Source organism: Idiomarina piscisalsi (assembly GCF_002211765.1).
Lineage (GTDB): Bacteria > Pseudomonadota > Gammaproteobacteria > Enterobacterales > Alteromonadaceae > Idiomarina > Idiomarina piscisalsi_A.
The window spans coordinates 2,504,006-2,516,004 of record NZ_CP022133.1 but is presented as its reverse complement, the minus strand read 5'-3'; the positions used below and the strand labels follow the sequence as shown (position 1 = coordinate 2,516,004).

Annotated in this window: 10 protein-coding genes; 2 read left to right on the top strand and 8 right to left on the bottom strand. The window is 46.5% G+C overall.

The window, feature by feature from the left end:
• Positions 1-333 precede the first annotated feature (333 nt).
• Positions 334-1,071 carry an endonuclease/exonuclease/phosphatase family protein gene (locus CEW91_RS11980; protein WP_088769260.1) on the top strand — a complete coding sequence of 246 codons (738 nt, stop codon included), beginning with the start codon at positions 334-336 and terminating at the stop codon, positions 1,069-1,071.
• A gap of 90 nt (positions 1,072-1,161) precedes the next feature.
• Here the strand turns inward: CEW91_RS11980 and CEW91_RS11975 are convergent, their stop codons facing one another.
• The 6 genes from CEW91_RS11975 to CEW91_RS11950 form a co-directional block, all read right to left on the bottom strand.
• A complete protein-coding gene (locus tag CEW91_RS11975) occupies positions 1,162-4,368 on the bottom strand; it encodes a S41 family peptidase (RefSeq protein ID WP_088769259.1) in 3,207 nt (1,068 codons plus the stop codon).
• A gap of 129 nt (positions 4,369-4,497) precedes the next feature.
• A complete protein-coding gene (locus CEW91_RS11970) occupies positions 4,498-5,325 on the bottom strand; it encodes a MipA/OmpV family protein (RefSeq protein WP_088769258.1) in 828 nt (275 codons plus the stop codon).
• A gap of 177 nt (positions 5,326-5,502) precedes the next feature.
• A complete protein-coding gene (locus tag CEW91_RS11965) occupies positions 5,503-5,730 on the bottom strand; it encodes a hypothetical protein (RefSeq protein WP_058576521.1) in 228 nt (75 codons plus the stop codon).
• A 2-nt stretch (positions 5,731-5,732) separates the two neighbouring features.
• Entirely contained in the window at positions 5,733-6,656 is a 924-nt protein-coding gene (locus CEW91_RS11960) for a hypothetical protein (protein ID WP_088769257.1), read from the bottom strand.
• Positions 6,657-6,727: 71 nt separating this feature from the next.
• Complete coding sequence (locus CEW91_RS11955) at positions 6,728-7,144, bottom strand: YqaA family protein (protein WP_088769256.1); 417 nt, start codon at positions 7,142-7,144, stop codon at positions 6,728-6,730.
• 12 nt (positions 7,145-7,156) lie between these two features.
• Positions 7,157-7,804: a cupin domain-containing protein gene (locus CEW91_RS11950; protein WP_088769255.1), complete on the bottom strand. Its 648-nt coding sequence runs from the start codon at positions 7,802-7,804 to the stop codon at positions 7,157-7,159.
• Positions 7,805-7,901: 97 nt separating this feature from the next.
• Between CEW91_RS11950 and trxC the strand changes: the two genes are divergently transcribed.
• Positions 7,902-8,333 (top strand): thioredoxin TrxC, encoded by a 432-nt coding sequence (trxC, locus tag CEW91_RS11945; RefSeq protein WP_088769254.1) that lies wholly within the window; start codon positions 7,902-7,904, stop codon positions 8,331-8,333.
• Between the two features lie 31 nt (positions 8,334-8,364).
• Here the strand turns inward: trxC and CEW91_RS11940 are convergent, their stop codons facing one another.
• On the bottom strand, positions 8,365-10,515 hold the full coding sequence (locus CEW91_RS11940; protein WP_088769253.1) for a S9 family peptidase: 2,151 nt from the start codon (positions 10,513-10,515) through the stop codon (positions 8,365-8,367).
• Positions 10,516-10,572: 57 nt separating this feature from the next.
• Complete coding sequence (locus tag CEW91_RS11935) at positions 10,573-11,913, bottom strand: GGDEF domain-containing protein (protein WP_088769252.1); 1,341 nt, start codon at positions 11,911-11,913, stop codon at positions 10,573-10,575.
• Positions 11,914-11,999: the final 86 nt, after the last annotated feature.

The window sequence follows — 11,999 nt, the reverse complement described above, 5'->3', positions numbered from 1 at the left end:
CAAAAAGTCCCACACTTTTGGTGGGAACGGAGGTTACTGTGTGGGACTCATTGTGACTAATGACTCTTATAACTAACTGAAAATAATTGAAATTTAGGAATTATTAGTACTCACTGGGACTCAATTAAAACTCCCTCCGGAGGCAAAGGTCATAGGTTCGACTCCTATAGGGTGCGCCATTTTAGCAACACTTTCCTTGATAGTACCCGCTTACTAAAAACGTCATGTGTCCAAATTGTGGCCGAATATTTTCAGACTAACGTTTCATAAACTAAACTCAGCTTGCCACTGTACATTAATAAGGTACTACCATATTAAAAAGGCGAAAGCGTCGTGTTAAAACCCAAAGCTTTGTTTCCTCAACAGCTCATAGACGGTCACCCTATTCATCATGGGGAAGAGTTTGGTGTGTTGTGCTGGAATACACAAAAACTGACCGAGAAGCCAGAGTTTCAGCATACTTTAGCAAGCGTTTTAAAAGACTACCCCAGTTTGTTTTTGTTGCTTCAGGAGGTGAAGCTGAGTGCCCAAAATAATTGGCTGCTTCCTGATTGGTCTTATGCAGTGGCGCCGAATATGCAAACACGTCGCTCCGTGTATGGTGTCCTCACCGCTAGTGGTTATGTGTTTCAAGAAGCTCAAGCGCGACTGAGTAGCAAGCGCGAAGGCATGTTCGCAACCCATAAAAGTTACATGCTCTCTTATCACTCGCTAGCTGAGGGTGGGTCATTATTAGTGGTCAATGTCCATGCGATTAACTTTGTTCGTGCGCGCAAATTTTCCCAAGAAATAGAGCTCATCAAACAAGAGATATTAGGACATAAAGGACCGCTCATTGTGGCTGGTGACTTTAACGTTTGGAGTCGCCGGCGCCGCCTAAGCTTGCTGCAGTTCTGTCGTAGCGTGGGTCTTCGCCAAGCCATTATGGTCGACCCCCATCATGTTAAAGCCTACCGACAGCATCCTCTTGATTTCATCTTTTATCGAGGCCTTGCGTTGCAGGAAACAATAGCGATCGATACCAGTAAAGTGTCCGATCATAACCCCCTTTACGCACGATTTAAGCTGTAAGGACTCTTGACTGGGCGTTGCTTTATCACAAAAAAGGTGAGCCCCTTACTATAGAGCTTACCTTCATTCTTAGCCACTTAACAAAACGTACTACAGTGTCTTCAACAATTCATCCACCGCGCGCTTTAACTGTGGGTCCACGTTTTTGGCTTTATACGCCGGCGGGTTAAACACTTCGATATCAGGCTGTGCCGGCGTAAAGTCCATGTTAGCGTCGGACTCTTTAACCCACCATCCTCTAAATGGCATTCTGATAATTGAGCCATCAACAAGACGTTCAGCCCCGGTACTAATAACAGCGCCAAACGTGGGGCGACCAATCAACTTGCCAATACCTAACGATTTATAGGCATGCGAGAAGATTTCGGCATTTGAGTAGCTGTTTTCGTTACTCATAGCAATGGAAGGCTTGGTCCACGCCGACAACGGTAAGCGCTCAGAGTAGGGATATTTGTCTCTGAACTTTTTCTTATTTTCGTCAAGGTTGTCTGTGGCACCACGAGGAATCGTGTAAGCATGCTGTTCAACGTTTAATACCGCCATCAGGTAGTCTGTTGTCCAGCCACCGCCGTTGTAACGAACGTCAATGACAATCCCTTCTTTACCGTAACCAGCAGCCATGAGCTCCCGTTCGAAACGTTCAAAGCTGGTCCAGTTCATACCGCGAATATGCAAGTAGCCCAAACGGCCATCAGAGTATTTCTCAGTCATTGCACGGCGTGTGTCGACCCAGTTGTCGTACTTTTGGTCACTAAGGCTGGTGGTTGGCCAGAGTACGACTTCAGTATCTTGACCGTTGCGTTGCACGTTCAGCAAAACGCGTTGGTTTGCATAGCCATTTAATGCCGCATAAAAGTTAATGTCGCTGACCGGCTGCTGATTCACGTGAGTAATCACGTCATTCACTTGCAGGCGGCTGTCATCGCGTGCCGCTGGACTATTATTCAGCACGGACGCAACCGAAAGTCCTTCGTTGGTCGGTAAGAGCTCGACGCCGACTAAGCCCGTCTGTGTCTTTTGCGTCTGCTTTTGGTTTTCACCGCGGTACAAGCCCATATGACTGGCGTTGACCTGGCCAAGCATTAAATTGAAAATGTACTGGAAGTCTTCTTTGGTTGATGCCTTCAATGCCAAAGGACGATACTTTTCCTTTAGCTCCTGCCAGTCATTGCCATGAAACTCCGGATCATAAAACCCGGCATCGAGTGCTTGCCATGCCTCATCGAAGATTTGTGCGCGCTCGGCCATGTGTTCAATGTTTTGCTGCGACACGGTCGTTAACGTTTCGGACTCGTCTTTTTTCGTATTAACTTTGACCAGTGTGCCGGAGTTCGTCAGCGCGAACAGATGCTTTCCGTCATCGCTCAACGACAAGTCGCGAGGCCGTTTATCGCCCTTAATGACAAGCTTTTTATCCTCTCCATTCCACTTAATTTTGAACAGGTCCCGATCCATTTCAAAATTCTGACGGCCGGCTCCGCCAATGGCGTAATAGACATGCTCGCCTTTGTTATCAAAGGCTAAACCCGTCTCATTACCGGCAAAACGAGTGACCTGAACCAGTCGTTCATAGATGCCATCTAAGTCAATTTGCATCGGTTCGACGACTTTATCCGCAGTTTCTGAGTCATCTTCGTCTTTTTTGGTCTCAGCGGGTTCTTCTGCAAATTCATCGCGCTTCCATTCTTCTTGCGAGCGTTGCCAATCACTTTCTTTTAACCAGGCAAACCAGATATCGTAGTCGCCATTGTTTCGCATTGACGTAAAGCCCAGCTTACTGCCATCGGGCGACCAAACAGGACTGTAATCTCCCCGGGGGTGCATGCTGACATTGACGGGCTCTTGCGAGCTGTCTGCAGGATGAATAAAGATCTCACTGTTAAACGATAAGTCAGAAATAGCATAAGCGAGCCAGTTGCTGTCTGGTGACCAGCTTACATCATTAGGGGTCGCCCACCCGTCTAACAATACCGTCTGGTTTGTGAAGGATTTGTCTTCGGCAACGTCAGCAACAATTAATTTACCGCGCCCTTCACGATAGGCGACCTTCTTGCCATCAGGAGAAACCAGAGGCTGGCGTTCTTGTGTGTCGGTGCGTGTGATAGGTATTACTGAATGCTTCAGCGATTTAAACAAGTTCGGCTCTTCAGCGTCCGCTGATTTCACAGCAAAAATATCGTTTTGGCCGTCACGGTCAGACACAAACAACAGCGTATTATCGTCAAGCCAGGTGACATCTCTGTCTCGCGCCGCTCCAGTTGTTAGCCTGACCGAGCGCTTGTCGTCTTTGTCGTTGCGCTTCACAAATAAATCACCACGCACGGCATAAGAAATCAGTTTGCCGTCAGGCGACACGCTGTATTCATCCAGTGAGTTAGTCGTTGATTTTTGTGTGACAGGGTCAAAGCGAAAGTCCGTAGGAATCGAGAGGTCGAGCGACGTGCTTTGACCTTCCGTAATCATTTTAACCTTATCAGCTGCCTGATAAACAAGATGGTTTGCTTGCTTATCAATACTAAAGTGCTCAACACCAAACTCGCTCTCATTAGTGACTTGTGTTGCCTTGCTAGCGTCGAGCTTTTGCTTAAACACGTTGTATTTACCCGCACGAGCGGAGATAAAGTACAGCTCGTTATTGCTCGACCATTTAGGCATAAAGTCATTGCCATCAAAGTCGGTTAATTGGTTATATTCACCGGTTTCGGTGTCGTAAACCCAAATATTACGGTTGGCCGGACCTCGATAATCCTCACGAGACACTCTGGCGGTACTACGCACTAAGGCAACTTTCTTGCCATCGGGTGATACCACGGCGTCAAAGCCTAAAGCGTCCATAAAGCGGAACTCGGTTGCATTACCCGTTGTGGCAACGCTGTACACTTCCCATTCACGCTCTACTTCGGCGTACAAACGGCGAGTGTTAAAGAGTACTTGGTTATCGTTGTTAAAACCTAATACGCGGTCTGAGGCGCTGTGATAGGTTAAGCGATCGGGACGACCTCCCTCGCTTGGCATAATAAAGACATCGTCATTGCCGAATCGGTCGCTGCTGAATGCAATAGAGTTACCGTCTTTTGACCATTTCGGTGAGCTTTCATAGCCTTCGTGAATGGTTAAGCGGTTTGGATTGGTGCCGGATGTCGACATTGTCCAAATATCGCCTTGGTAACTAAATGCAATTTGAGTTCCGTCCGGGCTAATTTCCGGCTGCATGATTAACGGTCGTTCTGACGTACCACCTGACGCAGACGCGCCAAATGCCGCAGAAACAAGGAGGCTTGTGACCAAACGTTTCATAGTAAGTTGCCTGTTTTAGTTAGTATTGTTCCTAAGGTAATAAAGGCAACTTAATCTATTTGGTTTACATATTCATGCAGAGTCGTTAGAGCGACAACGAAAAGCGATAGAGTGTCGATGACGCTCGCTCTAGAATATATAGATAAACCCGATGCCGACTTCCGCTTCATAGTTACTACGAGCGATTGGGCTATCGCGAACTTCGCTACTGTAATATTCAAACAAGGCTTCGCCGTAGAGCTGCCAGTTGTCATTGATGTAGTGGCGATAGTTGTAGTCAATGCCAATTGAGCGTAATCCGCCACTCATTGACGTTTGCGGTAGGCCGGACGCTGCGGCTTGACCTGCATCTATGCCGAAGCCTTTATTGGCGTACTCGCTGTTGTGAAACGTTGCCACGACATTAATTTCTGAGCCAGTGCCGTCCATTTGCTCGCCAAAGCGGCGGCCGACACTAAACAGTGCGAGATTTCCTTCATCACTCGCTACAACACGGCTGACTAACCAATAACGCCAATCGTCATCGAGTGCGCGGCGTGCCTGCAGCACCAGTTCAGCCCCTTCGTCCTGATCACCAAGCCCATCCAAATAGCCGTCTTCGGAATCATTCTCTTCACGGCCTTCATCGAAACCAATGGCTGCCTCTAAAAGCCAGTTCTCGGCGCGCAAACCACGCCAGCCGAGCGCTTCACCCGCAAAGTAGAAAATGTTGTCACCGCTGCGCCATTGCACAGCGCCCGCAGGTTGAGGCTCAAATTCAAATTCGTCCGAACCTTCGTAGGCTGTTTCGTATTCAACTGTTAACCCCAGACCAAAAGCCCAGCCATCCTCTCCTTTAGAGAAGTCGTCTTGTGAGGGTAAGGGCACCATCGCCGTTTTTTCATCTTGTGCCATTGCCGTTTGGGCGGTTAGCCCGCTGATGCACACAGCAAACAGTAAGCCAGTAAATCTTTTCATGTCGAACTCACTCTAATAAGTGTTGGTCATATTAATTCTGGTTCTAAAGCAGAAAAACGCAAAGTTTTTGTGATTAGATCAAACGCCGGCAATAAAGGTGAGAGGGTCACCAATGAATGGCGGCCAGAAACCCGTTAGAAATATACTTAAGTACATTGGGGCGTAGCGTTCGAGACGTTAAAGATAATGCCGCAAGAAGAGTTCAACCTGTTCAATCGTTTCGAGTTGTCCCGCTTGCGCTTGCTGAACAATCTGGTGCTTAAGAGGGTGATCGCTGGTTTCTTCCAGGGCACTCAAGTTAGAAATAATATGGGCTAGAGCAGCATGAATGTTTCCTTCAAGCAAATAAAACTGGCAGCTTTGCACGATGCCGCTTATGTAATCATCGATATGCTCGTCTTCCATTCTTAGCCCTGCATGTAATTAAAGATGTCGCGTTCTGCTTCGTCTTGAAAATACTTAGATAAATTCAGCCAATACTCACCACAATCTTGTATGTTGTCGTCCTTGTCGAAGCGACATATTTCGTATATCGGCTTTCCGGAAAAGGGCTTACCGTAAAATTTAGGTCGGTATTGGTAAGAGTACCCATAGAGATTAGGAAGCCCGTCTTTATCAATAAAGGTCACCTTAAACGTATCATTATTATCAACACGTCTCGCATGCACGGTTGTCAGCTTTGCCGGAAAATCTTTCGACTTTAATAACGCCGTGAACTGATAAGGGCCGATTTCCTCCACCAACGTAATATGGATAAGATCAGCAGGTACTTGAGGGTGATCAAGTTGACCGTATGAACCAAACGCCTTTTCTGCTTTTTCTACGCTGCTTTTCACCACTCGTTTGGCTAGTGTTTGCTGAGACTTGGAGAGTTCACCCGCGACTTTAAACTCTAACAAGTCTTCATATTCATAGTAGTGCAGCGTAGAAGCGACGACTCTTGCTTTGCCAGAGGTAAATACATGTAAAACCTGCCTCTCCGTTAAGTTTACAGGATCCATGTACTTTTCATCCCCCTCAATTTGCTCTAGCAGAGTATGGGACAGGCAAACGCGAAACTCAGTATAGGGTGGTTGCTTTAGGCACAGGGTTATTGTGCCGTTTAAATAGACATCAATAGGGTACTGGACGCCCGAGGTTGCTTCGACGTATCCCGTAAAGACCCCGGAGTCCTCAATGTTATCAATATAAACGGTTTGGTTGGTTATGGAATTTGATAATAACGTAGCTTGCTCGGCTGGTTGAGGCAGACCGGTTTTGCTTTGCATAGCGAGCGTTGCAAAACTGATAAGGTAGATAAAACTCGAGCACAGGGTCGTGATGTAACGCATTGAAAGCTTCCAACTCTTAATTTTTATAAGAGTTTAGTCGAGTGTTATGAAAAAGTTAAGCTTAACGCGTACTAAAACAGCTGCGTAATGCCCAGCAAAATAGCGTAACGACCCGATTTACTGACGAAGACCAGAATCAAGAACTGCCAGAAGGTGAGTCGAAGCATACCGGCAATAAAGGTAAGAGGATCGCCAATAAATGGGGCCCAGGCCATAAGGAGAGACCACTTACCGAAGCGCTCAAACCAGCGATGACCACGCTCCAGAGATTTAGGTTTGAACGGGAACCAGCGACGATCCTGATACTGCACCAGGAATCGGCCCAGAATGTAATTCACCACAGACCCTAACGTATTGCCAATTGAGGCCAGCCACCATATCGCCCAAATGTTGTAACCCATCTGTTGAGCACCCGCGACAACAAACTCTGACTGAGCGGGTAAAATCGTAGCGGCGAGAAATGCTGTAAGGAATATGGTTAAGTACATAGGATCATTAGATTACCCTAAATGTCCGGTTTTCACCCAGATTACTGTTTCTTCATCAACAAACGGGTGGTGCGTACTCATATGTGGGCTGCGCATCCAGGTGCCTGTTGGATAGCGCCCGTGTTCATCACAAAACTCCCCGGATAATACCAGTATTTCTTCGCCGCCCATGTGGCGGTGGGGTTTGAATACTTCTTGAGCTGGCCATTTCACCAGTGCGACGTGCTCGGTGCCATGACTATGTAATGGCATAACTTGTAACCCACCCTGGCCGGGCAGCCATTCCGCTTCATTGGTGTTAATGCGTACTGTTTGAGTGTCGTCTGTTTGAAACTGGTGCAGCTTGACCAGTAACTTGCAGCCATCCTTACTAAACGGCGCATGCGAGCTACCAGGTGGATTACGGATATAGGTGCCGGCGGGATAGTGACCGTTTTCATCAGAAAAAACACCTTCAAGCACTAATATTTCTTCACCCAGCGGGTGCTCATGAGTGCTGAATGAAGCACCTGGCTTATACTCAACAATGCTGGTTGCACGACCGCGCTCAGCTTCTTCACGCTCCAATAATTTACGACGCACACCGGCAGCTGGGCTGTCGACCCATTCCTGTTTCGCCGTTTCAATAATGACTCGTTTAGCAAAATCTAAATTTAACATTACCTAAGTCTTACATCCGTCAAAAATCGTATTACACTTACGTAAAGTAACACCGTTATAGTTCACGTTGAGCGAAAGGCAACAGGAAGCAAACTCAATGACTGAAAAAATGATTGTCGCGTGCCCTTCATGCCACAAGAAAAACCGCATTGCGGTTGATAAGAGAAACGAGAACGCCGTCTGCGGTCAGTGTAAGTCATCGCTTTTTAGCGGAGAAGTTATTGTCGTAAATAGCGATGAATTTAGAGCGCATCAGAGTGCGGATATGCCGTTAGTTGTCGATTTTTGGGCGAGTTGGTGTGGTCCTTGTCAGCAATATGCCCCTCACTTTGAACAGGCGGCGAAAAATATGCGATATGCCGCCCAATTTTTAAAGATAAGTACAGAGCAAGAGCCGCATTTAGCACAGCAATATGCCGTACGAAGTATTCCGACAACACTGTTGATTAAAAGTGGACAAGAGGTGGCGCGCCAGGCGGGGGTTATGTCTGCGTCGCAGCTTCAGCAATGGGCAGGCCGCAGTTCATAAGCGGCCATACCCTGTCTAACTAAAGACCCTGCTAACGCTTTTCTTTTTCTAATAAATCTAAGAAAAAAGCGTACTCCAGCGCCGTGTTTTTTAACCGTGCAAAACGGCCCGAAACACCACCGTGACCAGCTTCCATTTCTGTTTTGAACAGCAATAAGTTGTCATCGGTTTTGTAGTCGCGCAGCTTAGCAACCCATTTCGCTGGCTCGAAATATTGCACCTGAGAGTCATGCAGGCCTGTGGTCACCAAAAGGTTAGGGTAATCTTGCTTTTTGATTTGGTCATAAGGCGAATAAGACAGCATGTAGTCATAGTACGGTTTCTCTTTCGGGTTACCCCATTCATCAAACTCGTTAGTCGTTAGTGGGATACTTTCGTCCAGCATGGTGGTGACAACATCGACAAAAGGAACGTGTGCAGCAACACCCCGATATAACTCAGGAGCTTGGTTAATTACAGCGCCCATCAGTAGTCCGCCGGCACTTCCGCCCATGGCAAATACTTTGTCTTTTGCCCCATAACCTTGCTCAACTAAAGCTTTAGTCACATCGACAAAGTCATTAAAGGTGTTTTTCTTGTTTAGTTTTTTGCCGTCTTCGTACCAAGGGCGGCCAAGCATTTGTGAACCACGAATATGTGCAATAGCAAAAACGAAGCCGCGATCTAATAAACTTAGACGGTTACTGCTAAAGCTGGGGTCAGAGGTAGAGCCATAAGACCCATAACCATACTGATACAGCGGGTTGGTACCATCTTTGTTGAACTTATCTTTGCGGTAAACCAACGTTACCGGTACTTCTGCGCCATCACGGGCAGTCACAAATAAGCGTTCAGAGGCATAATTTTCGGCGTCAAAGTCGCCAAGTACAGGTTGCTGCTTTAATAGTGTCTTATCTAAACTATCAAGGCTGACATCATAATGACTACCTGGGGTCGTCATACTGGTGTAGTAAAGGCGTAACGAGTCGTTGTCGAGCTCATTATTACCGTATAAGTAAAGCGTGTAAGCTTGGTCGCGGAAGGTTAGTTGTTGGTCGTTATTGGTATCCAGGTTGCGAATAAACACCTGAGTTTGACCGCGCTGGCGTTGTTTGTAAACCAAATGCTCGTCGAACAATTCAATATCTTCCAGGCGAGTATCGGCTTTGTGAGGAATGACTTCTTCCCAGTTCTTTTTGTCGCCGATCTGGTTTGCCCTTACGCGCATTAGACGAAAGTTCACGGCGTCCAGATTGGTTAATACATAATAGTCGCTGCCGTGTTTGGCAATGCTGTACTCCAGTCCATCTTCTCTTGGCACAAACTCAACAGGCTTGGCGTTTGGATCGTTTGCGTCAATGAGCGAAACCCCAGATGACTCTGTGGCATCGTGAATAATATAAACTTTCGAATCGTCTTTGCTCTTGGCTATGCCAGTATAGAAGGTCGTATCCTTCTCTTCATAAACGAGTTCGTCTTCTTGTTGCTTGGTACCGAGTGTATGGCGGTAAACTTGGTAGCCTAATAAGGTTTGAGGATCCTTTTTAATGTAATAGAAGTGCTGACCATCGTTGCCCCAGACAATACTGCCTGACGTGTCTTTAATCTGGTCAGGGAGCAGTTCACCTGTTTCCATATCTTTCAGTTTGATCTGATACATGCGGCGACTGACCGTATCTTCGCTGTAGGCCATCACTTTGTCGTCTGGGCTTATAGCGAGTGTACCTAGCGAGTAATAGTCTTCACCTTCAGCAAGTTTGTTGACGTCGAGCAGAACTTGCTTATCAGTACCTTCGAAGTCGGTGCTTCTAACGTAAATTGGGTATTCGTTGTCGCCACGCATTTTAGTCGAGTAAAAATATTCGCCGTCGCGTGTGGGTACTGAATTATCATCCTTCGCTATCCGGCTTTTCATTTCTTCAAATAGAGTTTGCTGTAGCTCTTCTGTGTGAACCAGTTTCTGTGCTGCATATTCGTTTTCAGCTTCGAGATAACTGAGAACTTTAGGATCTTTGCGTTCGTCGTCTCGCATCCAGTAATAGTTATCGATGCGAGTATGACCATGAATGGTCATTTCGTACGGTATTTTTTCTGCGACAGGGGCTTTCACACTGTCAGAGTGAGAGCTTTGGTTCGCAGGTGAGCATGCCTGAAGGAAAGCCGCACCCAAAAAGGCAATATAAAGTGCTTGTCGTCTATACATTTTGAATTTCTCTTTGTGATTGTTGTTTTTTAATTAAGTTAGGTAGAAGTCGGCTCATTACCCGGTCGCTAAAACCGCTCTATTTCGACCGCTTTGCTTCGCTTTGAAAAGCGCTTCGTCTGCGCGAGTCAAATCATACTGGTAGTCCGGATGACCAGAGTAAACGGAGATACCGATACTGACGGTGACGTCTATTGTTTGTCCGTCTAATAATTGAAAACTTTCTTTGAAAACGGCCGCTCGTATTTTTTCCGCTAACATTTGCGCTCTTTTCTCATCAACATCGACGAGTAAGACCATGAACTCTTCACCTCCGAGCCGAAACGTATAATCCCCGCTTCGTGTGGTATTCGTCAGTAAAACAGCCAGTTGCTGTAAAACACGATCGCCGTTGTCATGACCATAGGTATCATTAATTTTCTTGAAGTGATCAACGTCTATAATGAGTGCGGCGTATTTTTCTCCGCGTCGTCGCGCCATCTCAAGTTGCTTTGACATAACGGCCGGCAGAAACTTACGGTTAAGTAACCGGGTAAGAACGTCTTTTCCTGCCTCCAGCTCTTCACTTCTTTGGAACAGGCTATCAACGCAATAAAGCACGTTTTTCAACGCAGCCCGTAATTCGCGTATATGCTTGATGGTCGGGCGTGCATCACCTTCTAACGTCGGAAGAAGGTTGTTATCGATATTCTCCATTTGCTCCAGCACCTGGCTACATTCAGGCGCCCCCTCAAAGGCATGCAGGCCTTTGTGACGGAACCAGAGTCCAAATTCGGACTGTGTAATGCGCATGACTTTATTTTTACCATCGGCTTCAGCATACGAATAAAGCAATTCATTTTCCCAATCCAGCAATGCTGCACGCTGAAACTCTTTCTCGCGACCGATATTTTGGGTAATTGAGAACAGTCGGTATGCCTCTTCTTCTCGGCTATTTCGCTCACTGTTTTTATGATACGCAATTGACATGATCTCTAAGGCTGTATCGATAAGCTGTGAAAAGAAGTTAAAATCTTCAATTGATGGAGAGTGTCGATTTAAATATTCCTGCTTCAACACTCTGCCGCCTCTTGAAACCAAATGTACGGGAATATTAATTCGACCGTGTACTTCGCCGATGTGAAGTTGGGTCTGAATGGTATTATCCAGGTCTTCCTCTCCCACATTTGGATCGAAAAGCTTTGTGAGCCAAGTTTGGAGTGAGCCTTTAAGGCGTGTCTGTACGACTTGGTTGTCTAAATACTGAGAGGCCTCTTTGTGAGAAAGCATCACCTCATAAAAAGATTCAGCCAGTTCCGCTTTAATCTGACAGACGTTTCTTGCGATCTGTTGACGAGTTGACTGAGTCACGCTCTTTAGCGTGATGGCGTAATCCTGTTTTAGCTGATCAAGAAACATCTATTACTCTATCCTTAACAAATTTTAGGCTGGCACTGCATTGTAAGAAGCTCAAGCGTATTGAAAACTCAAATTTACCATGATTC

Excerpts from the sequence above, each read along its gene's own strand:
- trxC (WP_088769254.1), top strand. The coding sequence starts at position 7,902 with ATGACTGAAAAAATGATTGTCGCGTGCCCTTCATGCCACAAGAAAAAC.
- CEW91_RS11955 (WP_088769256.1), bottom strand. The coding sequence starts at position 7,144 with ATGTACTTAACCATATTCCTTACAGCATTTCTCGCCGCTACGATTTTA.
- CEW91_RS11970 (WP_088769258.1), bottom strand. The coding sequence starts at position 5,325 with ATGAAAAGATTTACTGGCTTACTGTTTGCTGTGTGCATCAGCGGGCTA.
- CEW91_RS11965 (WP_058576521.1), bottom strand. The coding sequence starts at position 5,730 with ATGGAAGACGAGCATATCGATGATTACATAAGCGGCATCGTGCAAAGC.
- CEW91_RS11935 (WP_088769252.1), bottom strand. The coding sequence starts at position 11,913 with ATGTTTCTTGATCAGCTAAAACAGGATTACGCCATCACGCTAAAGAGC.
- CEW91_RS11940 (WP_088769253.1), bottom strand. The coding sequence starts at position 10,515 with ATGTATAGACGACAAGCACTTTATATTGCCTTTTTGGGTGCGGCTTTC.
- CEW91_RS11975 (WP_088769259.1), bottom strand. The coding sequence starts at position 4,368 with ATGAAACGTTTGGTCACAAGCCTCCTTGTTTCTGCGGCATTTGGCGCG.
- CEW91_RS11960 (WP_088769257.1), bottom strand. The coding sequence starts at position 6,656 with ATGCGTTACATCACGACCCTGTGCTCGAGTTTTATCTACCTTATCAGT.
- CEW91_RS11950 (WP_088769255.1), bottom strand. The coding sequence starts at position 7,804 with ATGTTAAATTTAGATTTTGCTAAACGAGTCATTATTGAAACGGCGAAA.